At 73.4% G+C, this 23,001-nt stretch carries 19 protein-coding genes; 8 read left to right on the top strand and 11 right to left on the bottom strand.

Annotated features, from left to right (window positions below):
- Positions 1-3 precede the first annotated feature (3 nt).
- Positions 4-1,191, bottom strand: a complete 1,188-nt coding sequence (gene xylA, locus ACQP12_RS27505; RefSeq protein WP_433283119.1) for a xylose isomerase — start codon at positions 1,189-1,191, stop codon at positions 4-6.
- Positions 1,192-1,243: 52 nt separating this feature from the next.
- Between xylA and ACQP12_RS27510 the strand changes: the two genes are divergently transcribed.
- Together ACQP12_RS27510 and ACQP12_RS27515 are read left to right on the top strand one after the other, a co-directional pair.
- On the top strand, positions 1,244-2,503 hold the full coding sequence (locus ACQP12_RS27510) for an ROK family protein (protein ID WP_433283121.1): 1,260 nt from the start codon (positions 1,244-1,246) through the stop codon (positions 2,501-2,503).
- 131 nt (positions 2,504-2,634) lie between these two features.
- On the top strand, positions 2,635-4,293 hold the full coding sequence (locus ACQP12_RS27515; RefSeq protein WP_433283123.1) for a SpoIIE family protein phosphatase: 1,659 nt from the start codon (positions 2,635-2,637) through the stop codon (positions 4,291-4,293).
- On the opposite strand, the gene ACQP12_RS27520 is transcribed toward ACQP12_RS27515, so the two are convergent.
- On the bottom strand, positions 4,258-4,782 hold the full coding sequence (locus tag ACQP12_RS27520; RefSeq protein WP_433283125.1) for a MarR family winged helix-turn-helix transcriptional regulator: 525 nt from the start codon (positions 4,780-4,782) through the stop codon (positions 4,258-4,260). The two genes, ACQP12_RS27515 and ACQP12_RS27520, sit on opposite strands and share 36 nt — an antisense overlap.
- Before the next feature lie 95 nt (positions 4,783-4,877).
- On the opposite strand from ACQP12_RS27520, the gene ACQP12_RS27525 reads away from it, so the two are divergent.
- Complete coding sequence (locus ACQP12_RS27525; RefSeq protein ID WP_433283127.1) at positions 4,878-6,008, top strand: PP2C family protein-serine/threonine phosphatase; 1,131 nt, start codon at positions 4,878-4,880, stop codon at positions 6,006-6,008.
- A 393-nt stretch (positions 6,009-6,401) separates the two neighbouring features.
- Here ACQP12_RS27525 and ACQP12_RS27530 read toward each other — a convergent pair whose 3' ends face one another.
- The 8 genes from ACQP12_RS27530 to ACQP12_RS27565 form a co-directional block, all read right to left on the bottom strand.
- Positions 6,402-6,836 (bottom strand): hypothetical protein, encoded by a 435-nt coding sequence (locus ACQP12_RS27530; protein WP_357941305.1) that lies wholly within the window; start codon positions 6,834-6,836, stop codon positions 6,402-6,404.
- A 609-nt stretch (positions 6,837-7,445) separates the two neighbouring features.
- The gene (locus ACQP12_RS27535) at positions 7,446-8,930 is read right to left on the bottom strand and encodes a sugar transferase (RefSeq protein ID WP_357941307.1); all 1,485 of its coding nucleotides are present in this window, start codon (positions 8,928-8,930) and stop codon (positions 7,446-7,448) included.
- Between the two features lie 213 nt (positions 8,931-9,143).
- Positions 9,144-10,898 carry a VWA domain-containing protein gene (locus ACQP12_RS27540; protein ID WP_357941309.1) on the bottom strand — a complete coding sequence of 585 codons (1,755 nt, stop codon included), beginning with the start codon at positions 10,896-10,898 and terminating at the stop codon, positions 9,144-9,146.
- A 177-nt stretch (positions 10,899-11,075) separates the two neighbouring features.
- The gene (locus ACQP12_RS27545) at positions 11,076-12,110 is read right to left on the bottom strand and encodes a lactonase family protein (protein WP_433283129.1); all 1,035 of its coding nucleotides are present in this window, start codon (positions 12,108-12,110) and stop codon (positions 11,076-11,078) included.
- 125 nt (positions 12,111-12,235) lie between these two features.
- Positions 12,236-12,838 (bottom strand): GTP-binding protein, encoded by a 603-nt coding sequence (locus ACQP12_RS27550; protein WP_107078959.1) that lies wholly within the window; start codon positions 12,836-12,838, stop codon positions 12,236-12,238.
- Positions 12,819-13,205, bottom strand: a complete 387-nt coding sequence (locus tag ACQP12_RS27555) for a DUF742 domain-containing protein (RefSeq protein WP_433283131.1) — start codon at positions 13,203-13,205, stop codon at positions 12,819-12,821. The genes ACQP12_RS27550 and ACQP12_RS27555 overlap by 20 nt, the downstream gene beginning before the upstream one ends.
- Positions 13,195-13,611: a roadblock/LC7 domain-containing protein gene (locus tag ACQP12_RS27560; RefSeq protein ID WP_313718502.1), complete on the bottom strand. Its 417-nt coding sequence runs from the start codon at positions 13,609-13,611 to the stop codon at positions 13,195-13,197. The genes ACQP12_RS27555 and ACQP12_RS27560 overlap by 11 nt, the downstream gene beginning before the upstream one ends.
- Positions 13,611-16,088, bottom strand: coding sequence for a nitrate- and nitrite sensing domain-containing protein (locus tag ACQP12_RS27565; protein ID WP_433283134.1), 2,478 nt, complete (start codon positions 16,086-16,088; stop codon positions 13,611-13,613). The genes ACQP12_RS27560 and ACQP12_RS27565 overlap by 1 nt, the downstream gene beginning before the upstream one ends.
- A gap of 456 nt (positions 16,089-16,544) precedes the next feature.
- On the opposite strand from ACQP12_RS27565, the gene ACQP12_RS27570 reads away from it, so the two are divergent.
- From ACQP12_RS27570 to ACQP12_RS27590, 5 genes are all read left to right on the top strand, one after another.
- Positions 16,545-17,138, top strand: coding sequence for a hypothetical protein (locus ACQP12_RS27570; protein ID WP_433283136.1), 594 nt, complete (start codon positions 16,545-16,547; stop codon positions 17,136-17,138).
- Between the two features lie 13 nt (positions 17,139-17,151).
- Complete coding sequence (locus ACQP12_RS27575; RefSeq protein WP_433283139.1) at positions 17,152-18,099, top strand: hypothetical protein; 948 nt, start codon at positions 17,152-17,154, stop codon at positions 18,097-18,099.
- A 131-nt stretch (positions 18,100-18,230) separates the two neighbouring features.
- Positions 18,231-19,886, top strand: a complete 1,656-nt coding sequence (locus ACQP12_RS27580; RefSeq protein WP_357941322.1) for a sodium:solute symporter family protein — start codon at positions 18,231-18,233, stop codon at positions 19,884-19,886.
- Positions 19,887-19,902: 16 nt separating this feature from the next.
- On the top strand, positions 19,903-20,226 hold the full coding sequence (locus ACQP12_RS27585; protein WP_357941324.1) for a hypothetical protein: 324 nt from the start codon (positions 19,903-19,905) through the stop codon (positions 20,224-20,226).
- Positions 20,227-20,323: 97 nt separating this feature from the next.
- The gene (locus ACQP12_RS27590; RefSeq protein ID WP_387107265.1) at positions 20,324-20,707 is read left to right on the top strand and encodes a hypothetical protein; all 384 of its coding nucleotides are present in this window, start codon (positions 20,324-20,326) and stop codon (positions 20,705-20,707) included.
- Between the two features lie 99 nt (positions 20,708-20,806).
- On the opposite strand, the gene ACQP12_RS27595 is transcribed toward ACQP12_RS27590, so the two are convergent.
- On the bottom strand, positions 20,807-22,588 hold the full coding sequence (locus ACQP12_RS27595; protein WP_433283144.1) for a glycoside hydrolase family 6 protein: 1,782 nt from the start codon (positions 22,586-22,588) through the stop codon (positions 20,807-20,809).
- Between the last annotated feature and the right edge of the window lie 413 nt (positions 22,589-23,001).

The following is a 23,001-nucleotide window of genomic DNA, read 5'->3' on the forward strand; positions in this document are numbered from 1 at the left end:
GCCTCAGCGCGCGCCGAGCAGGTGCTCGACGGCGAGCTGGTTGAGCCGAACGAAGCCGAAGCCCTTCGCGCCGGCCGCGTCCGGGTCGAACTCCTCGAACGCCGAGCGGTCGGCGAGCAGGTCGGCGTAGCCCTCGCCCGGGTTCAGGGTCGGGGTGGCCAGCTCGGCCACCTTGCTGGCGGCCAGGGCCTCGGCCACCTCCGGGTCGGCCCGGAACGCCGCGGCCCGCTCCTTGAGCAGCAGGTAGGTGCGCATGTTCGCCGCCGCCGACGCCCACACGCCGGTCATGTCCTCGGTGCGGGAGGGCTTGTAGTCGAAGTGCCGCGGCCCGCCGTACGCGGGACCGCCGTTCGGCCCGCCGTTCTCCAGCAGGTCCACCAGGGCGAACGCGTTGAGCAGGTCGCCGTGGCCGAAGACCAGGTCCTGGTCGTACTTGATGCCGCGCTGGCCGTTGAGGTCGATGTGGAACAGCTTGCCCTGCCAGAGCGCCTGGGCGATGCCGTGGGCGAAGTTCAGCCCGGCCATCTGCTCGTGGCCGACCTCGGGGTTGAGGCCGACCAGCTCCGGGCGGGCCAGGGTGGAGATGAACGCCAGCGCGTGCCCGACGGTCGGCAGCAGGATGTCGCCCCGCGGCTCGTTCGGCTTCGGTTCGAGGGCGAAGCGCAGGTCGTAGCCGCGGTCGACGACGTACTGGCAGAGCAGGTCGACGGCCTCGCGGTAGCGGTCCAGCGCGGCCCGGACGTCCTTGGCCACGTCGTACTCGGCGCCCTCCCGGCCGCCCCACATGACGAAGGTGCGGGCGCCCAGGTCGGCGGCGAGGTCGACGTTGCGCAGCACCTTCCGCAGCGCGTACCGGCGGATGTCCCGGTCGTTGCTCGTGAAGCCGCCGTCCTTGAACACCGGGTGGTTGAAGAGGTTGGTGGTGACCATCGGCACGACCAGGCCGGTCTCGTCGAGGGCCTTGCGGAACCGGGCGATGTGCTGGTCGCGGGTGGTGGCGTCCGCGCCGAAGGGGATGAGGTCGTCGTCGTGGAAGGTGATCCCGTACGCGCCGAGCTCGGCGAGCCGGTGCACGGCCTCGACGGCGTCCAGGGCGGGTCGGGTGGCGTCGCCGAACGGGTCACGGGCCTGCCAGCCCACCGTCCAGAGACCGAAGGAGAACTTGTCCGCGGGGGTGGGACGGGGCGCCATGGGAACCTCCGGGTGGTGGTGTCGTCCACAATTTGTTCAGTGGTTGAATTAAATGGCGGCGCTGTGGCAGTGTCAAGGGGTGACCAGCGCCAGCACCGCCGGCGCGGTCCGCCAGGGCAGCCTCCGCGAGCTCAACCTCGCGGTCGTGCTCCGCCGGATCGCCACCGCCGACCGACCGCCGTCCCGGGCCGGGATCGCCGCCGGGACCGGGCTGACCCGGGCCACCGTCTCCGCCGTGGTGGACGACCTGATCGCCGGCCGGCTGGTCGCCGAGGCCGAACCCGCGCCGCGCACCGGGGCCGGGCGGCCCGCCCGCGGGCTGGTGCTGGCCGCCGACGGCCCCGCCGGGCTCGGCCTGGAGGTGAACGTCGACTACCTGGCCGCCTGCGTGGTCGACCTGACCGGGGCGGTCCGGCACCACCTGGTGCGCCGCGCCGACCTGCGCCCGGTCGCCCCCGCCGACGCCCTGCGGAGGCTCGCCGCGCTGGCCGCCGAGGCCCGCGCCGCCGCCGTACGCGACGGGCTGACCCTGGCCGGCGCGGCGCTCGCCGTGCCGGGCCTGGTCGACGGCGGCGGCCTGGTCCGGCTCGCGCCCAACCTCGGCTGGCGGGACGTCGACGTGCCCGCCCTGCTCGCCGGGCACCCGCTCGCCGAGCCGGTCGACGGCATCCCACCGCTGGTGGTCGACAACGAGGCCAACCTGGCCGCCCTCGGCGAGCTGCACGCCGGCCCGCCCGGTTCGACCAGCTTCCTGCACATCACCGGCGAGATCGGCATCGGCGCCGGGATCGTGCTGGACGGAGTGCTCTACCGGGGCGCGCGCGGCTGGAGCGGCGAGATCGGTCACATTCCGGTGCAGCCGCAGGGGCGGCCGTGCCGCTGCGGCGGCCAGGGCTGCCTGGAGCGGTACGCGGGCCAGGAAGCCATCCTGGCCGCCGCCGGCCTGGCCGGCGCGGACCTGCCCGCGGACACCGCCGCCACCCGGCTGGCCGACCTGGCCCGGGCGGGCGACCCGGCCACGCTGGCCGCCCTGGCGGACGCCGGGACCGCCCTCGGGGTGGCCGTGGCGGGCGTGGTGAACCTGCTCGACCTGGACACCGTGGTGCTCGGCGGCGGCTACGCCCCGCTCGCTCCCTGGCTGCGCCCGCCGGTGGTCGCCGAGATCTCCCGGCGGGTGCTCACCGCCGCCTGGTCGCCGGTGACGGTGCGCCCGGCGGCGCTCGGGGCCCGCTCCGCGGCGGTCGGTGGGGCCGCCTCGGTGGTCCGCCGGGTGGTCGACAAGCCGGTCGCCTGGCTGGCCCGCTCCGGGTGACCGGGACGCTCCGCCACGGGCTCATGGCGCCCCCGCTCGGTACGCTTGCTCCCAGGCAACGGATCCGCGACCGAGGAGTGCACCGACAGCATGCGCACGGTTCGACCGACCGAAGCGCCCGGCCACCGGCGGTGACGACGGCCCGACGGCCGGCCGGGGCCGCGCTGCCGGACGACTCCCAGCTCGCCCGCGAGGTGCTGGACGGTCTCGCCGAGGCCGTCGTGACCACCGATCGGGCCGGCGTGGTGACCCTGGTCAACGCGCCGGCCGCGGAGCTCCTCCCCGAGCTCTCCCCCGGCGTCGACCTGGCCGGCTGCGCGGTGCCCGCGCTGGCGGGCGCGGTGCGCGCCGGCGGCGACACCTTCGACACCGAGCACCACGGCCGGCGGCTGCGCGGCGTCCGGCGCGGCCTGGCCGGTGGCACCAGCGCCTGGTACGTGCGGGACGTCACCGAGGAGCAGGCACGCGCCGACGCGCTGCTGGCCGAGCGGTCCCGCACCGCGTTCCTGGCCCGGGCGGGCAGCCGGCTCGGACTCTCCCTGCACCGGGACGGGACGCTGCGGGCCGCCGTCACCCTCCCGGTGCCCTACCTGGCCGACGCCGCCGTGGTCGTGCACCGCCCGTCCCCGCCCGCCGAGGACCGGCCGCACTGGGTCCGGTACGCCGCCGACGAACCCGGTCCGGTCACCGGCGTCGCCGGGTGGCGGACGGTCGAGTCGGGCCCCGGGCTGGTCGAGGCGCTCGACGGGGACGTCACCGGGCCCAGCCCCTGGCTCGACGCCGAGCTGGCCGACCTGGCCGAGGTGCTGCCCGCGGGCTTCGGCCGGCCCGGCAGCGTGCTGATCAGCCCGATGCGCAGCGCGGGCGGCCCGGCCGGCGCGCTCATCCTGGCCCGCCGCCGCGAGCGGGGCGGCTTCGACCAGCGGGAGGTCGAGCTGGCCCGGGAGTTCGCCGCCCGGGCGGGAGCGGCCCTGGCGGCCGCCGACCTCTACGGCGAACAGGCCCACCTGGCCCGCGTGCTCCAGAACAGCCTCCTTCCCCCGGACCTGCCGGGGCTGCCCGGGATGACGCTGGCCGGCGGCTACCGCGCCGCCGGGGACACCCTGCGCATCGGGGGCGACTTCTACGACCTCTTCCCCACCCCCGACGGCGGCCTCTTCGCCCTCGGCGACGTCTGCGGCAAGGGGGTCGGCGCGGCCGTGCTGACCGGGCGCGTACGCCAGTCGCTGCAGACCCTGCGGCTCGTCGAGCCGCGGCCGCGAGAGCTGATGGAGCTGCTCAACCGCGCGCTGCTGGACGCACCCGACGCGGCCCGCCGGGCCCAGTTCACCACCCTCCTGCTGGGCGCCCTGACCCGCGAGCCGGACGGCGGGCTGCTGGTCCGGGTGGCCGGCGGCGGGCACCCGGCCCCGCTCGTGGTCCGCACCGGCGGCCGGATCGAGCCGGTGCGGGTGGGCGGCATGCCGGTCGGCGCGCTGACCGCGGCCCGCTTCGTGCAGGCGGAGGTACGCCTGGCCCCGGGCGACCTGCTGGTGGCGTACACCGACGGGGTGACCGAGGCCCGGGGCGGGCCCAGCCGGCTGGAGATGTTCGGCGACGCCCGGCTGCGGCGGGCGCTCGCGTCCGGAGCCGGGCTGCCACCCGCCGCGCTGGTCGACCGGCTGCTCCAGCTCGTCGACGAGTGGCTCGACGGCCAGGTGCACGACGACATCGCCATGCTGGTCGTGGCGGCGGGAGGGACCGGCCCGACCCGGTCAGGCGGTGCGGGCCACCGGCGGCTCGCCGGGTGACTCCGGCTCGGCCCGCTGGTCACCGATCCGCTCCCCCGACGGCTGGAGCACCGGCCAGCCCTCGGCGGCGGCGGCTTCCCCGCGCCGGGCGACCTCGTCGAACTCGCGCATCCCGCGAACCAGCGCCGCCCGCCCCTCCGGGCTCATGCCGACCAGGATCCGGTCCAGCCGGTGGCGCCGGTCGGCGCGCAGCTCGGCGAGGAGCCGGGTGGCCGACGGGGTGAGGTGCAGGGCGATCTCGCGCCGGTCGTACCGGCCCGGCTCCCGCTCCAGCATGCCGGCCGCCACCAGCCGGTCGCAGAGCCGGCTGGCGGAGGAGAGCAGCATGTCGGTCAGCGTGGCGAGCCGACGGAGGTTGATCCCGTCGTGCTGCTCCACGACCATGACCGCGCGCAGCTGGGCACCGGAGAGCCGGCTCGTGGTCCGCTCCCGGGCCGCCTCCCAGACAGCCAGCAGGGTGCCCGCCGCCTCGTCCAGAGCGGCGGCCATACTCGCATCAGGTCCCTGGGGACCGTGTTCTTCGGCCATGGTGGGCCCGAGACTACTCGCCCCACCAGGCCGACGACCTGTGCAAAGGAGCAAAGATGAGCGGACCGGAGGATCGGGCGCGGCGGAGCCTCACCGAAGCGCCGACCGACCAGCTCGTCGACCGGCTCGCCGCCGAGCTGGAACGGTCGTACGGGATCACCGGCGCCGAGCTGTACCAGGTCGACTATCGGTTGGCCGCGCTGCTGCCCCTGGACGGCGGTGAGCCGATCGTCACACCCGGCCATCCGGCCTGGCGCTGCTTCGACCATCAGGAGCCCGTCGTGTCGGAGGGCACCGGCTGGTTCCCGGTCGGGATGCGCGGCGAGCGGCGCGGGGTGCTCCGGGTCTCGCCGCTGCCGGCTGACCCGGCCGCCCTGAGCGAGCTGGACGCCGTCGCCACCGCGCTCGGGCACGAGCTGGCCGCTGTGGCGGCCACCACCGACATCTACCTGACCGCTCGGCGCAGCCGCCGGCTCACCCTGGCCGCCGAGATGCAGTGGGAGCTGCTGCCCGGCCGCAGCCGGATCCGCCCCTCCTTCAGCCTGGCCGGCCAGCTGGAGCCGGCGTACGCCGTGCGCGGCGACGGCTTCGACTGGTCCGACGACGGCCACCGGCTCTGGCTGTCGGTGGTCAACGGGTCGGGCGAGGGGGTGGCCGCCTCGATGCTCACCTCGCTCGCCACCCACGCCCTGCGCAACGCCCGCCGCGCCCAGCTGGGGCTGGCCGACCAGGCCGCCCTGGCCGACCAGGCGATCTACGCGCTGCACCGGGGCGAGCAGCACCTCTCCGCGCTCCTGCTGGAGCTGGACCTGGCGAGCGGGACGCTGACCGTGGTCGACGCCGGCTCGCCCCGCCTGGTGCTGCTGCGCGACGGCGAGGTGACCGAGCAGGTCCTGGACAAGCAGTTCCCGCTCGGCATGTTCGAGGGCACCGACTACCGGGAGCAGCGCTTCGAGCTGCACCGCGGGGACCGGCTCTTCGTGGTCAGCGACGGGGTGATCGACGCCACCTCGGAGCGGATCCGCTACGGCGAGACCGCGCTGGACCGCTTCCTGCGGCGCACCGGGCCCATGGAGCCGCTGGACGCCGTCCGGTCGCTGATCGGCGACCTGCGCGCCTTCGTGGCCGGCGACCTGGTCGACGACGCGGTGGTGGTCTGCCTGGACTGGCTCGGCCCGCAGCCGTGACCAGGCGTGCTATCTGGAAGTCGGTGGCGCTGGGAAGCGCCATCAACGGCCGGGATCGACGGGTGACGGCGCGGGACTCCGATGAAGTGATCCTCTGACAAATCATCGTGACCGGAGTCCCGCACCAGCTATGAGAATCTCCCACGCCGCCACGCTGCCGGTACGGGACGAAACCGTGTTGCGCCTGTCGGGCTTGCTGCACACCGACCGTCACCGGCAGTACCCGCATGGGTCCGGCACCGACCCGCTGAGGCGCCAACCGCGCGACGAGCCTCAGGTGAAACCCAGCGACCTGCCGAGCTCGTTATTCCGATACCTAATCAGGCCGGAAATCTGTACGAGGCAGAGAAGTTCACGTGGACGCCGAATCCAATTTGCACTCGCTGTAGAGCCCTAGGCGCGGCGAACCACCGGACTGGTGCAGACCTCAAAGTCCGTGCCCTTGACGAGGCAGATCTTCAGCTCAACTTTGGTCTCGTCGGCGATGTTCCCGGTTACCCAAGGGCTGCAGTACGTCGCGTTATGGCCGCGAGTTGTCGCAACACGGTCAGTTTGCCAGTAGGGGGACGCATCCGGGTTGATGTCCATCTGGACCTCGATACCGTAGCCGTCACCGGAGACGTCGCACGCCTTGATCGCATCACCAGGATCCCCAGCGTAGGGGTCGGCTTGGAAGTAGCCTTTCCCACGGAGGATGCCGTCACTGGAGTAGTACTCAAGGTACGCGTCCGATGAAGCCAGAGCCGGCGTCTCCACGGCCAATACCAGTCCGATCGCGGCCGCCCCTGCCATCAGGACACGTCCAAGGGTCTCTTTCCGAAGCTTCACGCAGTCTCCCTCCAATTGGGCCCGACCGCGCGACAGCACTCAAACGATCAGGGCCCCGTCACACCTGTCGATGGTCGGTCTGAAAGTACCGCCGCCGGTAGTGCACGTCAATGAGCGATTCGGAGAAGGCTGTGATAGGCAGGAATCGGTGGCACTGGGGAAGTGCCATCAATAGGCGGGATCGACGAGCGATGGCGCCGAACTCCGATACGAAGTGGTCCTCTGACAAATCATCGTGACCGGAGTCCCGCATCAGCTGGTAAAACCACCCACACCGCCACGCTGCCCGTACGTGACGAAACCATGCGGTGCCGTCGGCTTGCTGGGCACGAGCGCCCACCGGCGCAGTAGCCGCAAGGGGCGGACACCGACGAGCTTCCGCATGGCCGTGCCGTCCCCGTCTCGCTGCTCGACACCCCATGACCCATCTGACCCGCGGCAACCGGATCAGCCACCCCACCAGCTACGCAACTTGCACGAGGGCATCGCGGCCCTCGCGACCCAGGCACTGGCCCTGCACTCGACGCTGGGAGCAGCAAGGGAGGCCGCCACGACTAATCACATGAACCGGACAACCGCGCACCGCCGCAGGGCATTGACCGGGAAGGCTTAGTACGCGCCGCGGCTGTTGAGCACCGCGCCGAAGGTCTTCCAGAGGATGGTCAGGTCGGCGGCGAGGGACCAGTTCTCCACGTAGTAGAGGTCGAGCCGGATGCCGTCCTCCCAGCTCAGGTCGGACCGGCCGCTGACCTGCCAGAGGCCGGTCATGCCGGGCTTGACCAGCAGCCGGCGGGCCACGTCGCCGTCGTAGCGGGCCACCTCGGAGGGCAGCGGCGGGCGCGGGCCGACCAGGCTCATCTGGCCGAGCAGCACGTTGGCCAGCTGGGGCAGCTCGTCCAGGGACCACTTGCGCAGCAGCTTGCCCACGCGGGTCACCCGGGGGTCGTCGCGCATCTTGAACATGAGGCCGTCGGTCTCGTTGCGCGCGGCCAGCTCGGCGAGCAGGGCGTCGGCGTTGACCACCATGGTGCGGAACTTGAAGACGCCGAACTCCTTGCCGCCCTGGCCGACCCGGGTCTGGCGGAACAGCACCGGGCCGCGGCTGTCCAGCTTGATGGCGAGCGTGATCACCACCAGCAGGGGCGCGAGCAGGAGCAGGGCGATCAGCGAGATCGAGCGGTCGACAAGCCCCTTGACCAGCTTGCGGGCGCCCCGGAACTCGGGCGCCTCGACGTGGATCAGTGGCAGGCCGGCCACCGGCCGGGTGTGGATGCGCGGGCCGGCGACGTCGGTCAGCGCCGGGGCCACCACGAGGTCGACCCCGGTGCCCTCCAGTTGCCAGCCCAGCCGGCGCAGCCGGGCGGCGGTCAGCTCGCCCGAGGCGGTGACCGCCACGGTGTCCGCGCCGATCGCGGTGGCCGCCTCGGGGATGCCCCGGAACGAGCCCACCACCGGCACGTCGCCCAGCCGCTGCGGCACCGGGGCGAGCAGCGCGTCGGGGATGCAGGCGCCGACCACCTGGTAGCCGGCGTACGGCTCGCGGCGCAGGGTGTGCACCAGCTCCAGCACGTGGGCGGTGTCGCCGACCACGAGCACCTTGCGGGACCAGCCGGCGCCCCGGTCGCGGGCGCGGTGCAGCCGCTTGCGGGCGGCGAACCGGGCCACCTCCAGACCGAGCGTGCCGACCGCGAAGGAGACGGCCAGGAAGCCCCGGGAGACCCCGACGTCGGCGATGTAGCCGGCGATGGCGATGCCGCCGGCCAGCCGCAGGCTCGCCGCGCTGACCCGCCGGTACTCGTCGGCGCCGTAGCCGAGCACCTGGTCGTCGTAGCAGCGCATCGCCTTGAGCGAGACCAGCCAGACCAGCAGCAGGGCGGGCGCGACCACCACGTAGGGGATCTCGGAGCCGCTCGGCTGCTCGTCGCCGAACCGCGCCACGTACCCGATCAGGATGGCCACGGTCAGCACGGCGGTGTCCAGCACCGCCAGGACCCGGATGTAGGCCCGCTCCGCGGCGCGCGTCGTCGGTCCGGGGCGGTCGCCACCGGGTCGCGACGACGTGCTGGCGGGGGTCAACAGCGTCGCCGAGGTCACCGGCCCTCCCCACTTCGCTCAGGACGACCCCGCGCCGCGCGGTCCCGGTGGGGATCCCGTGGCTCGGAGCACCCGGTCATCTTGCCTCGACAATTATGGTTACCGATTGCTTCGGACACATTGCCGTCAGTTTTCTCCCGGCCGTTCGGGCCGGGAAGCGTTCCGCCGTACCGGTTTCGCCGGTACGGCGGAATGCGTTCGCTGAGTGTCGGGTCAGCGCGGCGCCGGCGGCCGCAGCGCGATCGCCTGCAGGAAGATCTCGCCGATCTTGCTGGGGTCGGTGGTCACGAATGCGCCACCCCGGGTCACGTCCGTGATCGACTTGAGCTCGGCGCGACTGACCTCGGTGCCGATGCCGATGATGATCACCTGAATCGGCTGCTCGTCGTCCTGCAGCTTCTTCAGCTGGTCCAGCAGCGCCTTCTGGGAGATGCCGTTGTCGTCGTCGTTCTTGCCGTCGGTGAACAGCACGATCGAGTTGACCTTGCCGGGCTCCCAGTCCTGCTGGACCTTCTTGTAGGCCGCCAGCATGGTGTCGTAGAGGCCGGTGTCGCCGTCCGACGGCCGGATCCCGGCCAGGCGCTGCTGGAGCGGGCCGCGGTTGCTCGACAGCGGTTTGATCTCAAGCAGCTCGCGGTAGTCCTGCGGACCGTTCAGGTTCGTGGAGAAGGTCCACAGGCCGATCGACCAGGAGTCGTCGAAGAGCCCGAGGCCCTGGCTCGCGGCGGCGACCGTGACCTGCTCCCGGCTGGCGCCACCCGCGGTCGCCACCGGCTTCTTCATCGAGCCGGAGACGTCGATGACGCAGAGCATGCGACCGGACTGGGTGGCCACCGACCAGGTGGTGGTCGCCTTCTGGATGGCGACCGGGTCCAGGTCCGCCGCGCCGCCCTGGCCGGACGGCGGTACGGCGCTCGCACCGCCGTTGGCCGGACTCGGTGCGCCCTGGGGCGCCTTGAACCCGTCGCCCCAGTTGCCGTCCGGGGCCCGCAGCGCCTGCCCGGCCAGCCGGTTCTTGAAGCCCGGCGTACGCAGCACCTCGAAGAGCACCCGGGCGGCCGACGCCTTGGTCGGCTCGATGCCGGGCAGCACCGCGAACGGGTAGTCCAGCGGCATGGGCGCCGGCTCCAGGTAGAGCGCGGCCAGCGGGATCGGCGGCTTGGTGCTGTTGTAGGCGATCACGTCCTCTTCCGACAGCGCCGCGGCGCCCAGCGCGTTGGCGATGGCCGTCGGGTCGGACGAGCGCGGGAAGCGGGCGAGGAGGTCCTGCCGCAGTGAGGAACGGTTGGTGGCCAGCGCCCGCAGCGCGCCGACCATCGCCTCCTGCGCCTTCGGTGAACCGGCGGCGCCGGTGGCGCTGGCGGCGGCGGTCAGCGAGAGCAGCCCGGACAGGCCCGCCGCGTCCTGGGTCGGCTCGACGATCCCGGCGCGCAGCGGCTTGCTGCTGGTCACCTGGCCCAGCAGGTCGGTCCAGGTGAGCTTCTTGTCCGGCCAGCCGACCCGGGAGGCCACCGGCTCCGGCAGCGCGACGACCACCGGGCTGCGGGCGATCGAGGCGCCGTTGGCCGGCGCGAAGGCGGTGGCGCCGCCGCTCTTGAGCCGCAGCAGCCAGGTGGAGGAATCCGGCACCCAGACGTCCGGCGTGGCCACGGTGCCGCTGGCCTGCCCGACGCCGGCCAGGGTGGCGCCGTGCTTGCTCGCCACCGCGGCGGCCACGTCGACCGGCTCGGCGGAGGAGACGTTCACGGCGATGCAGGTCTCGCCGACGGCGGCGCCGTCGGAGACCCACTGCTCGGCCGCCCCGCGGACGGCGGGAGCGATCTCCGGCGCCGCCGCGACGGACAGCTCGATCCGTCCCGAGCAGTTCGGGCCCGCCAGCTGCTGATAACCGAACCAGGAGCCGGCTACGACGACGACGAGCGCGGTCGCCGCGGCAACGGCACCTGCCCCACGGAGGTTCGAACGCATGCGATGGCGGCCAGACACGGTGACCATCTTGCGTATCTCGTGGGGTTAGTGCCACAACCGTTCGGACGAAAGTTACGCAGGAGAAACAGTTGATCGCCAAATCATTACGTTGAGTGAGTGATCAGTCATCCCAGGTGATCAAAGTCCACTGCGGACGGTGTTCCGGTGACCGTCCGGTCACGGACGGACACAGGTGGGGCTCGCCACCGGCACCGGCTCCCCCACCGGCTCCGGCACACCGGTGCCGGGATCCACCCGGAAGACCCTGATCATGCCGGCCCGCTCGTCGGCCACGTAGAGGTGCTCGCCGGTCAGGGCGAAGTGCCGCGGCCACTCGCCACCGGTGTCCACCTCGGCCACCAGCTCGGGCGCGTCCCCGGCCAGCGCGAACACCGCGACCGTGCCCACCCCCCGGTTGCCCACGTAGAGGAAGCGGCCGTCCGGCCCGACGGCGACCTCGGAGGGCTGCACGTGGCCGGCCCGGCCACTGGCCTCCACCCGGACCCGCTGGTGCAGCCCGTCCGGGGTGAGGTCGTACGCGGTGACCGTCCCGTCCAGCTCGCCGACCAGCCAGCAGCGCCGCCCGTCCGGGTGCCGGGCCAGGTGCCGGGGGCCGGTACCGGCCGGCGTCCGCAGCCGGGGGGCGCGGGGCGCCAGCCGCCCGGAGGAGACGTCGAGGTCGTACCGGTAGACCGAGTCGGTGCCCAGGTCGACGGCGAGCAGCGGACCGCCGGCCGGGTCCGGCGAGACCATGTGGCAGTGCGCCTGCTCCTGCCGCTCCGGGTCGGCGCCGTGCCCCTCGTGCCGGATCAGGTCGCTGCGCTCCCCCGGCGTCCCGTCGGCGTCGAGCGGGAACACCGCCACGCTCCCGCCGCCGTAGTTCGCCACGAACAGGTGCCGCCCGTCCGGCGCCACCGCCAGGTGGCAGGGCTCCGCGCCGCCGGTCGGGCGTACGCCGAGCGGGTCGAGGTCGCCGCCCGGGCCGGCCCGGAAGGCGCTGACCTGCCCCTCGGCCAGCTCGTTGACCGCGTAGAGCACCGGCAGCGCCGGGTGCCGGACGAGGAACGACGGCGACGGGGTGACCGCCACCGTGCCGAGCGGGGTCAGCGCGCCCGTCGCCGGATCGCGTCGGGCGGCCACGATGCCCTCGGCCCGGCCGCCCGCCTCCGCCGTGTAGCCCCCGATGTGGACGATCGTGTCCTGCCCGGTCACCGCTCCCACCCTTCCGCCGTCTCACCGTCGATCCAACCAGAGGCTTCCCGGTGAGCCGCCCGGTTAGGCGTCATTCCCGGCGCGGGCTTCCCGGCCGGTCGCGCCGGGCCGGCGGGCGGAGCCGGTCAGCCCACCGGCACCGGCTCGCCCCGCTGCCGCGCGACGTGCTCGACCAGCGAGATCAGCACCAGCTTGCCGGACTGCCGGTCCCGGGCGTCGCAGAGCACCAGCGGCACGTCCGGGTCCAGGTCCAGGGCGTCGCGGACCGCCTCCAGGCTGAACCGGCGGGACCCGTCGAAGCAGTTCACGCCCACCACGAACGGGATGCCCCGCTGCTCGAAGTAGTCGATCGAGGGGAAGCAGTCGGCCAGCCGCCGGGTGTCGGCGAGCACCACGGCGCCGAGCGCCCCGAACGCCAGCTCGTCCCAGAGGAACCAGAACCGGTCCTGCCCCGGCGTGCCGAAGAGATAGACCTGCAGGTCGTCGTTGATGGTGATGCGGCCGAAGTCCATGGCGACCGTGGTGGTCGACTTCTGCTCCACCCCGGAGACGTCGTCGGTGCCGATTCCGGCGCCGGTCAGCACCTCCTCGGTCTGCAACGGCCGGACCTCGCTCAACGCGCTCACCAGCGTCGTCTTGCCCGCGCCGAAGCCACCGGCGATGAGGATCTTCAGAGCCAGCGGCACCCGCGGCGCGGCCGGCTCCCGGTCAAAGCGCACGGAGTCCACTGACCACCGCCTTGAGGATGTTGTCGTCGGGCAGGTGGGCGGCGGCCGGCCGGCGCACCGTGACCAGCCCCCGGGCGAGAAGGTCGCCGAGCAGCACCCGGACCACGCCGACGGCGAGATCCAGGTCCGCGGCGAGGTCGGCCACGGCCACCGGCCGGCGGGCCAGTTCGACGAGGCGTCGGTGCTCCGGCTGGAGACCGGGCACCCCGGTCGGGTCGGCCCCCGGCGTGGTCAGCACGAACGCCACCAGGTCGAAGCCGTCGACCGGCGGGCGCACCCGGCCGCCGGTCACGGTGTACGGGCGGACCACGGGACCGGCGGCGGCGTCCAGCCACTCGTGGTGGGGGCCCGGCGGCTCAGCCCGCATCGGTCGCCGCCGTGCGGGCCGGTGCGCTGAGGTTCTCGCCGACCCGGATGACCAGCATGGCCATCTCGTACGCCACGAGCCCGATGTCGGCGTCGGCGTCGCTCACCACCGCCAGGCAGGCGCCCTGCCCGGCGGCCGTGACGAACAGGTACGCCGACTCCATCTCCACCACGGTCTGCCGGACCGCGCCGCCACCCACGTGCCGGGTGGCCCCCTTGGCGAGGCTGGAGAAACCGGAGGCCAGGGCGCAGAGGTGTTCCGCGTCGGTGCGGTCCAACTCGGCGGACGCGCCGAGCATGAGGCCGTCCGCCGACAGCACCACCGCCTGGCGGGCGCCCGGCACCCGCTCCACCAGGTCGTCGAGCAACCAGTCGAGATCGGCGTTCTGCCGCGTCGTGTGCACCACTAGGCGTCCCTCTCAGTCGCGGTTCGTTGGTCCGGAGCCGCCGCCGGTTCGGGCGGGGAGGGCTCGGCGGCCCGGGCACGGGCCGCGTCGGTGGGCGGAGCGCCGGCCCGGCCCGGGCCGGCGGCGGGGTCGGCGGCCGGTCCGCTCGCCGCCGCGGAGGCGGGCCCGCGGCGCGCGGCGGTCGGGTCGGCCGGCGCGCCGCTCGCCGCCGTGGAGGCGGGCCCGCGGCGCGCGGCGGTGGGGTCGGCGGCGGCGCGGGAGCCGTCACGGCGGCCCCGGGCGGTGCCGGCCTGAAGCGCGGACATGGTGCGCCGGGCCTCCTCGGGCGGGCGGTGCGCCGGGTTGTCCGCGACGACCGGCCGGGGGCGGGCCGCCGGCCCGCGCCGGCGGACCCGGCGGGGCAGGCCGTCGACGTCCGCCGGCGTCTCGACGGCGGAGGCACGGGCGGCGGGCAGCGGCACGACCGCCGACTCGGGGCGGTCCCGGCCGGGCCGGGCGGCCCGCGTCCGGGGGACGGTGGCCAGCCGGGTCACCTTGGCCATCCGCCGGTCGTCCCGCCCGGGCCGGTCGGCGTCCGGGCCGGCCAAACCGAGCGCCGGCTCGGCGGTGACCAGGTCCGACGGGACGAAGACGGCGGCCGTGGTTCCACCGGGTACGGCCGGCCGCAGCTCGACCCGGACACCATGGCGGGCGGCCAGCCGGGCGACCACGAAGTGGCCCAGCCGGGCGCTGTCGGTCGGGTCGAACTCCGGGGCGTGGGACAGCTTGCGGTTGGCCTCGGCCAGCGCCGGCGCCGACATGCCGAGCCCCCGGTCGGTGATCTCGACGGTGTAGCCGCCGGGCACGGTGCGACCGCTGACGTCCACCCGGGTGCCCGGCGGGGAGAAGACGGTGGCGTTCTCGATCAGCTCGGCGAGCAGGTGGATCACGTCGCCGACGGCGCGGCCGAGCACCCCGGCCGGCTGGACCTCGCCGACGTCGACCCGGTCGTACGCCTCGACCTCGGAGATCGCGCCACGCACCACGTCGACCGCGGCGACGGGGTTGCGCCAGCCCCGGCCGGGGGCGGCGCCGGCCAGGATGACCAGGTCCTCGGCGTGCCGCCGGAGCCGGGTGGCGAGATGGTCGACCTGGAACAGCCCGGCCAGTTCGTCCGGGTCCTCGGTCCGCCGCTCCAGCCGGTCCAGCAGCGCCAGCTGCCGGTGCACGAGGCCCTGGCTGCGCCGGGCGATGTTCAGGAAGACCTCGTTGAGGCCGCGGCGCAGGGTCACCTCGTCGACGGCGGCCTGCACGGCCGTGCGACGCACCTCGTTGAAGGCGCGCCCCACCTGGCCGATCTCGTCGCTGCCGTGGTCCAGCTCGGGCGCCTCGCGGGCGACGTCGACCTCCTCGCCGCGGCGCAGCCGGGCCACCACGTCGGGCAGGCGTTGCTCGGCCATCTCCAGCGCGGCGGTGCGTACCCCGGTGAGCCGGCGGTCCAGGGACCGGCCGACCCGCAGCGCCACGAGCACGCAGACCACGATGGCGACCAGGCCGAGCACCCCGGCGGCGGCGAGCCGGATCAGGATCTGGACCGCCATCGGCACGGACCGCTCGGTGAGGGTGTCCGCGCCGCGCAGCTCGAAGTCCCGCAGGCCCTGCGAGACCTCGGCGTGGCTGGTCTCCCAGGCCCGGATGTCGAACCCGGCCGGCAGGCCGGGGGCCCGGACCAGGGTGTCCTGGAGGGCGCGCAGCCGGACGAACGCCGCCCCCTCGGTGAGCCGCTGGTAACCGGTCCGTTCGGCGGGTGGCAGGTCGGCCACCGCGTTCTCGGCCAGGAAGCGCTGGTTCTCGATGGTGCGGACCAGCTGTTCGTGCTCGCCCTCGGCGTACCGGCCGGCGGTCACCGCGCCGGCCAGCAGCGCGTCGGCCTGGCCGAGCAGCTCCCGGGACCGGCCGAGCCCGGTGAGCGCCAGCGCCTGCCGGTTGAGCTGGGCGTCGGGCAGCGTGGCCATGGCGGAGAAGGTCTGGAAGGCGGAGCCGATCATTCCGCTGTAGAGCCCGACGGCGCCGGCCTGGTCCACCTTCCGGCCGTCGATGAAGCCCCGCCCGGCGGGCAGCGCGTCGAGCGCGGAGACCAGCTGGTCGAGCCGGGCGTCGAGCAGGTCGTCGGCGGCGTCGCGGAGCTTCTCCCCGTCGACCCGGCGGCGCAGCTCGGCGATCGCCCGGTCGGTGCGGTCGCGCTGCTCGGCAAGGGCCGGCAGGACGGTGTCGCCGGCGAGCTGGACGACCGAGAGCCGGCGTTCCCGTTGCAGCTCGGCGACCACGCTCTCGCCGGGTCGGCCCAGGTCATAGAGGAGGGTACGCGCGGCGAGCAGGTCGAGGGCCGGCCCGAAGGTCAGCGTGGTGGCGAAGATCCACAGTGCCAGCAGCCCGGTCACCGGACCGATGACCAGCGCGGTCAGCTTGGCGCGGATCGGCCAGTCTCGGGTGTTCATCCAACCTCGCCCGGGGGAAGGTGTCGCAGGGGTGGCGCCGGCACCGGCCGGAAGGGCCGCGACGCCGGGCCCCGGCCCGGGCGCCTTGGGCAGGATACGTAATCCCAGCCGGATGCACTACCGGCCGTCTCGCCCCTCACTACGGTCCGGAATGTTCGCTGTGGACACCGTTGGACGGGAACCACCGCCGGAACGTTCGTCCTCAAGGGGCGTACGGAAGACCGGCTCACCGCCCCCGTCACCGCCGCGCCCCGCCCGGTACGGAGGCGCCGGGCGGCCCCGGCCACCCGCCCGGGCGCAGTTTCTGGAACGAGTCCACTCTTTCGCGGCACGAACCCGATGTGTGCCCGGCCGTGCCGTGGGCAGGCACCGTGGGCGCGACCGCGCAGGAAAGTACCGCCGATCGGGATTGGCGATCACCGGCCGGAGGGAATACCAGCGGGCGAAGGAGGAGCCATGTCGCCCACGCAGGTAGTCGTCATAGTCATCGTCGTTCTGGTGCTCGCGGCGCTGGCCGCGGTCGCCGTGGTCGCCAGCCGCCGCCGGGCGCTCCGGCAGCGCTTCGGCCCCGAGTACGACCGGGCCGTCGAGGAGCAGGACAGCCGGAGCGCCGCCGAGCGGGAGCTGCGGGAGCGGGAACGCCGCCACGCCGAGCTGGAGCTGACCCCGCTCAGTCCGGAGTCCCGCGCCCGGTACGCCTCCGCCTGGGAGGAGCTCCAGGTGCGTTTCGTCGACTCCCCCGCCGAAACCGTCGGCGACGCCGACGAACTGGTCAGCCGGCTGATCGCGGAACGCGGATACCCCACCGGGGACTTCTCGGAACAGATCGCCCACCTCTCCGTCGAGCACGCCCGCACCCTGACCCACTACCGCGACGCCCACGACATCCGGCTGCGCAACGAGCGCGGCGAGGCCGGCACCGAGGAACTCCGGCAGGCGCTCGTGCACTACCGGGCCCTCTTCGCCGACCTGCTCGGCGAGGACCCGGTCGGGCACCAGCCGCCGGCGCAGCGCCACCCCGACCACGAGCACGACGCCACGAGCCGCTGAGGAGGCCGCCGCCATGCGTCAGGAAAAGCAGCAGGTCACGCAGGACCACCCCGAGGCCGTCCGGTCCGCGCCGGTGCCGGTCCCGCCGCCGGACGACCGGACCGCCGGGGACGGGCCCGACGCCGAGCGGGCCGCCCGGGCCGAGGTGCCCGAGGACGCATTGGACGACCGGGGCACCTTCGACGACCCGGCGGTCGCCGGCGAGCGCGCCGACCGCGAGGGGGCGGAACTCGACGAGACCCGGGCGTACGACGCCCGGGAGATCCGCGACGCGGAGGCCGCCGACGCCGACGACCGGCCGGTGTACCACGACCCCGCGCCGCTGCCGACCTCCTTCGCCGGGGCGACCTCGGTGGGCGACGCGGTGGCCGCCTCCGCGATGGCCAGCGGGCGGCCCGAGGACGAGCGGGACCCGCGCGGCGAGGACACCGCCGCGCCGGGCGACGGCGCGCCGGGCCGGACCGACGCGTTCGACGACGAACGGGCCGACCCGACGGCGGGCGACCGGCTGCACGACCCGGACCGCTGGGAGGCCGCCCACTCCGGCACGGCGCGTGACGACGCGGAGGCCGCCGCCGGGGCCGGGTACGGCAGCGCCGAGCCGGCCATGGTCGACCCGGACACCAGCACCGCCGCGGCGGGCGCCGCGCTGGCCGGCGCGGCCCGGCCCACACCGGGCGCCGTGCCGGCCGACGCGGCCACCCTCTTCGCCGCGGAGACCGCCCAGGACTTCCGGGACCGCTGGCGGGACGTCCAACTCCGCTTCGTGGACGACCCGCGGGCCGCGGTCGGCGAGGCGCAGTCGCTGGTCGAGGAGGCCATCGAGGCGCTGTCCGCCGCGCTGCGCGAGCAGAAGACCAAGCTGGGCAGCTGGCAGGAGTCCGGCTCGACCGACACGGAGCAGCTCAGGGTGGCCGTGCGCGGCTACCGGGACTTCCTGGACCGGGTCCTCGGCCGCTGACGACATCCCGCACGGAGCCCCGCGCCGGTGCACGGCCGGGGCTCCGCCGTGTGTGAAGACCGCCCTTCAAGCATGAAATTTCGCAAAGTGGGTACCTGCGGGCGCAGCGTCGCCACGGAGGGAGCAGCGGGATGGGTGTCGGTCTCCGGTTGGACATGAACGCCCTGGACTATCTGATCCTGGCGCTCTACTTCATCACCGTCCTCGGCGTCGGCTTCGCCGCGCGGCGGGCCATCCGCACCAGTGTCGACTTCTTCCTCTCCGGGCGGTCGCTGCCCGCCTGGGTCACCGGACTCGCGTTCGTCTCGGCGAACCTGGGCGCCCTGGAGATCATCGGCATGGCGGCCAACGGCGCCCAGTACGGCGCCATGACCGTCCACTACTACTGGATCGGCGCCGTGCCGGCGATGGTTTTCCTGGGCATCGTGATGATGCCCTTCTACTACGGCTCGAGGGTCCGCAGCGTCCCCGAATACCTGCGGCTGCGCTTCAACCGGCCGACGCACCTGCTGAACGCGATCAGCTTCGCGGTCGCCCAGGTGCTCATCGCCGGGGTGAACCTCTACGCGCTCGCGCTGATCATGCAGGCGCTGCTCGGCTGGCCGCTCTGGGTGGCGATCGTGATCGGCGCGCTGATCGTGCTGGCCTACATCACCATCGGCGGCCTGTCCGGCGCGATCTACAACGAGGTCCTCCAGTTCTTCGTGATCGTCGCCGGCCTGGTGCCGATCACCGTGCTCGGCCTCGTGAAGGTCGGCGGCGTGAGCGGCCTCATGGACGCGGTGCGCGACTCCAAGCTCGGCGAGGCGGGGCTGCACGCCTGGCAGGGCACCGGCAGCACGGACAACCCGCTCGGCGCGCACTGGCTGGGCATAGTCTTCGGCCTCGGCTTCGTGCTCTCGTTCGGCTACTGGACCACCAACTTCGCCGAGGTGCAGCGCGCCCTGTCCGCCCGGAACATGAGCGCCGCCCGCCGGACCCCGATCATCGGCGCGTACCCGAAGCTGTTCATCCCGCTGGTCACCGTGATCCCCGGCCTGATCGCCCTGGTCACCGTCAAGGGACTCGGCGCCGAGGAGGGCGACCTGGTCTACAACAACGCGATCCCGCTGCTCATGCGTGACCTGCTGCCCAACGGGGTGCTCGGCATCGCGGTCACCGGCCTGGTGGCCTCCTTCATGGCCGGCATGGCCGCCAACGTCAGCGGGTTCAACACCGTGTTCACGTACGACATCTGGCAGGCGTACTTCCGGCGCGACCGTCCGGACGAGTACTACGTGAAGGTGGGCCGGATCGCCACCGTGGTGGCGGTGGTGGTCGGCATCGGCACGGCGTTCATCGCGGCCGGGTTCAGCAACATCATGAACTACATCCAGGCCCTGTTCTCGGTGTTCAACGCCCCGCTCTTCGGCACCTTCATCATCGGCATGTTCTGGAAGCGGATGAGCCCGCTCGCCGGCTTCTGGTCGCTGCTGGCCGGCACCGTGGTGGCGATCGGGACCTACCTGCTGCACCTGGCCGACGTCCTGCACTTCAACTCCGACCTGGAGGAGAGCTTCTGGGGCGCCGGTCTCGCCTTCGTGACGGTCGCCGTCGTGGCCGCGATCCTCACCCCGCTGACCCGACCGAAGCGGAACGACGAGCTGACCGGCCTGGTCTACGGCCTGAGTGACGCCACGCTGAAGGACGACTCGCTGGCCGGCGACGCCGCCTGGTACCGCTCGCCGGTGCTGCTCGGCGTGATCGCCGTGGTCCTCGCCGCCCTCTTCTACATCCCGGTCTTCTGAGGAAGGGACGCACGCCATGGCAGACAACGCCGACCGGTACCAGCACGGCGAGGCCCACGACCCGCTGGTCGACGAGACCGAGGACTCGCGGGAGGCACGGTCCGCGGCGGCGCGGCTGTTCGACATCCGCCGGGTGATCGGCGGGCTGTTCGTCGCGTACGGGCTGATCGTGGGCCTGATGGGCCTCTTCGACTCGTCCGCCGAGATCGACAAGGCGCAGGGCGTCCGGATCAACCTCTGGGCCGGTCTCGTGATGCTCGTCTTCGGGCTGCTGATGCTGCTCTGGCAGCGGCTGCGCCCCACCGAGCCGCCGGAGCCATCCGGCGCCGACCAACACTGACCACGGCCCCGGGACGCCCGCCCCCGGGCCGCCGGCATGGCCGGGCCCGCACGGGGTACGCCGTGGGGATCACGGAACGGGACAGGAGGGCAGCAGCATGACGGATCGTGACCGCGGTGGCGAGCGGCCGCTGGAGGAGACCCCCGAGGTGGCCGCCGCGGTGGACGACGACAGCACGGTGCCGCAGCTGCGCACCGGTGGCACCGACCCGGACAATCCCGTCTTCACCGAGCCGGACGGCGCGGTGCCCGACACCGGTTCGCCGGACATCCTCGGCGACCCGTACGCGGCCGGGACCGGGGCGACCGGCACCGGCACCGGTGCGGGCGGCGACAACATCCGGACGGGCGCCGAGCAGCCGTGGGATCCCGAGGACCTGGTGATGGCCCGCGGCCAGGACCTCACCCCGGAGAACCTGGAGCAGGCCCGCCGGGACCTGGCCGAGCTGGGCCGGGCGGCGATCGAGAGAACGGTCCCGTGACGCCCGGGGGCCCCTGGTCGACGTGGGGTCGACCAGGGGCCCGGGGAACCCGCGCGGCGGTGCCTCACTCCCGCCGCCGCGGGTGGGCCGGCCGCCGGCTCAGGAGAGCGGCGGGTAGGCGTTCGCCATGAGCTCCTGGAACTGGGCCGGGAACCAGGCGCCGGAGATCGGCGAGTTGGGCAGGGCGCCGGTCAGGTTGTTGCCGTTGCGGGCGTTGCCGGTGTACGTCGGGTCGCACATGCGGTCGAAGCCCTTGCCCTCGTCGTTCGGGATCGCCGTGCTGGAGCCGTCCGACTCACCCGGGGGCTTCACCCAGACGTACGCGTCGATGCCCGACTCCGGCGCCGCCTTCGGCCGCTCGCCGAGGCCCGCACCGGCCTGGTTGCACCAGTTGCCGGCGTGGAGCCGGCGGTCGATGCGGCCACCGTTGACGTAGGTGTCGACGCTGGTGGTCGCGCCCGGCCCGGTGGGCCGGTTCGGGCCGCCCCAGCCGTTGCGGGACGTGTCGATCAGCATGCCGATGTTGCTGTTGAAGCCGACCGAGACCAGCTTGTTGCGGAACGCCTGGGCGAAGGAGAGCTCGTCCACGTACTGGTTCCAGTCGATCCACTTGGACTGCCGGACGCTGGTGCCGTTCACCGTGTCGGTGATCTTGATGTACGGCTCCTTCAGCGCGGAGTAGTTCGCGGTGTTGACGATGAAGCCGGTGACGTTGTTCACCGTGCTGCCGGAGGCGGTGGCCGCGGTCTTCAGGATGTCGGCCACCGGGCCGAAGTTGCTGTCCCAGCCGATCCAGCCGTGGTGCGCCGCGTCGATGTAGTTGTAGACGTTGCCGATCGCGCCCAGCTTGGCCAGCGCGTAGCCGACGCCGTTCACGTAGGCGCCGTTGGCCTTGACCGTGTCGCACATGACGGTCCCGCCGGCGTTGCCCGAGGTGTTGGTCACGATGTTGGGCAGCGAGTCGATCTCGATGATGTTGACGATCCGCAGGTTCTTGTACTTCGGGTCGCTCTGGATCGCGGCGATCGGGTCGATGTACTCGGCCTTGTAGCGGGGCAGCTCGTCCGGGCCCAGCTCACCGTTGGAGGCGAGCGCGGAGCAGTCCCGGCCGGGCAGGTTGTAGATGACGAACTGGATGTAGCCGGCGCCCTGGGCCAGCGCGGCGTCCAGGTGGTCCCGCACCCCCATCGAACCGTTGGAGCTGCTGCCGTCGGTGCCCTCGATGGCGGCGATCCGGTCCAGCCAGACGGCGGTCGGGTTGTTGGACACCCGGCTGCCGCCGCTCACCGACTCGGCCTTGGCCTTCCACTCCGGGTTCACGTACCCCTTCGCCCCGGCGTACGGGTTGTCGACCTTCTGGCCCGGCGTGGTCGGCGACGGGCTCGGGCTGGTCGGCGTGGGGGTGGGGCTCGTCGGCCTCGGGGTCGGGCTGGTCGGCGTCGGGGTCGTGGTGCCGCCGTTGCAGACCGTCCCGTTCAAGGTGAACTGGGTCGGCTTCGGGTTGCTGCCGCTCCACGCGCCGTTGAACCCGATGCTGGTGCTGGCGCCGGTGCCCAGCGAGCCGTTGTAGGACTCGTTCTGCGCGGTGACGTTCTGGCCGCTCTGCGACCACCGCGCCGACCAGCCCTGCTGCACCCGCTGGCTGCTGTTCGGGAAGGTGAAGCCGAGGTTCCAGGAACTGAGCGGGTCACCGAGGTTCCTGATGGTCACCGTGGCGGTGAAGCCACCGGGCCAGTCGCTGGTGGTGTAGTCCACGCTGCACTGGGTCGCGGCCTGCGCCGCCGTGACCGGGAGGGTCACCAGTCCACCGGCGGCCAGGACGCCGGCGCCGGTCAGCGCGAGCGCCCGGCTGCGGCCGGACAGCCTTCTCCACAGATTCATGCCACTGATCTCCTTGGGCGAGACCGGATCCGCGTACGGCCCGGTGGAAGGGCGCTCGGACGTCCGCCGGGGGGCGGATGTCGGCGCCACGGGTGTATTCGGGGGCGCCCGACCCGGACGGGCGTGATGGTGGTGGTGGCGACCGGCCCATGGGACCGGTCGAGGAGTCGGACGCCGGCCGGTGACCCGGCTGCCCTCGGCATCTGAACTCGCGGTGTGGCTCCCCGAACCGCGTGCAGCGATTCTTGCATGGGAGCGCTTCCATGGCAATGGCTCGATGCGCTTCGTCCCGGACGACCGGGATCGAACACCCAGGCGGCGCCGAAAGCGGCGGCGAAGCCGGAAGCCGGGCAGACCGGCAGAGCCGCCATGCCACGGTACGGCCGGACGCAGTCGACGCGGGAGCAACCGAG

Origin of the sequence: Micromonospora sp. CA-244673, assembly GCF_050948395.1 — a bacterium.
Lineage (GTDB): Bacteria > Actinomycetota > Actinomycetes > Mycobacteriales > Micromonosporaceae > Micromonospora.

What these genes read in the sequence shown, in the direction of transcription:
- xylA (WP_433283119.1), bottom strand. Translation starts at nt 1,191, where the DNA reads ATGGCGCCCCGTCCCACCCCCGCGGACAAGTTCTCCTTCGGTCTCTGG.
- ACQP12_RS27510 (WP_433283121.1), top strand. Translation starts at nt 1,244, where the DNA reads ATGGCGGCGCTGTGGCAGTGTCAAGGGGTGACCAGCGCCAGCACCGCC.
- ACQP12_RS27520 (WP_433283125.1), bottom strand. Translation starts at nt 4,782, where the DNA reads ATGGCCGCCGCTCTGGACGAGGCGGCGGGCACCCTGCTGGCTGTCTGG.
- ACQP12_RS27525 (WP_433283127.1), top strand. Translation starts at nt 4,878, where the DNA reads ATGAGCGGACCGGAGGATCGGGCGCGGCGGAGCCTCACCGAAGCGCCG.
- ACQP12_RS27540 (WP_357941309.1), bottom strand. Translation starts at nt 10,898, where the DNA reads ATGCGTTCGAACCTCCGTGGGGCAGGTGCCGTTGCCGCGGCGACCGCG.
- ACQP12_RS27555 (WP_433283131.1), bottom strand. Translation starts at nt 13,205, where the DNA reads ATGCGGGCTGAGCCGCCGGGCCCCCACCACGAGTGGCTGGACGCCGCC.
- ACQP12_RS27565 (WP_433283134.1), bottom strand. Translation starts at nt 16,088, where the DNA reads ATGAACACCCGAGACTGGCCGATCCGCGCCAAGCTGACCGCGCTGGTC.
- ACQP12_RS27570 (WP_433283136.1), top strand. Translation starts at nt 16,545, where the DNA reads ATGTCGCCCACGCAGGTAGTCGTCATAGTCATCGTCGTTCTGGTGCTC.
- ACQP12_RS27575 (WP_433283139.1), top strand. Translation starts at nt 17,152, where the DNA reads ATGCGTCAGGAAAAGCAGCAGGTCACGCAGGACCACCCCGAGGCCGTC.
- ACQP12_RS27580 (WP_357941322.1), top strand. Translation starts at nt 18,231, where the DNA reads ATGGGTGTCGGTCTCCGGTTGGACATGAACGCCCTGGACTATCTGATC.
- ACQP12_RS27585 (WP_357941324.1), top strand. Translation starts at nt 19,903, where the DNA reads ATGGCAGACAACGCCGACCGGTACCAGCACGGCGAGGCCCACGACCCG.
- ACQP12_RS27590 (WP_387107265.1), top strand. Translation starts at nt 20,324, where the DNA reads ATGACGGATCGTGACCGCGGTGGCGAGCGGCCGCTGGAGGAGACCCCC.
- ACQP12_RS27595 (WP_433283144.1), bottom strand. Translation starts at nt 22,588, where the DNA reads ATGAATCTGTGGAGAAGGCTGTCCGGCCGCAGCCGGGCGCTCGCGCTG.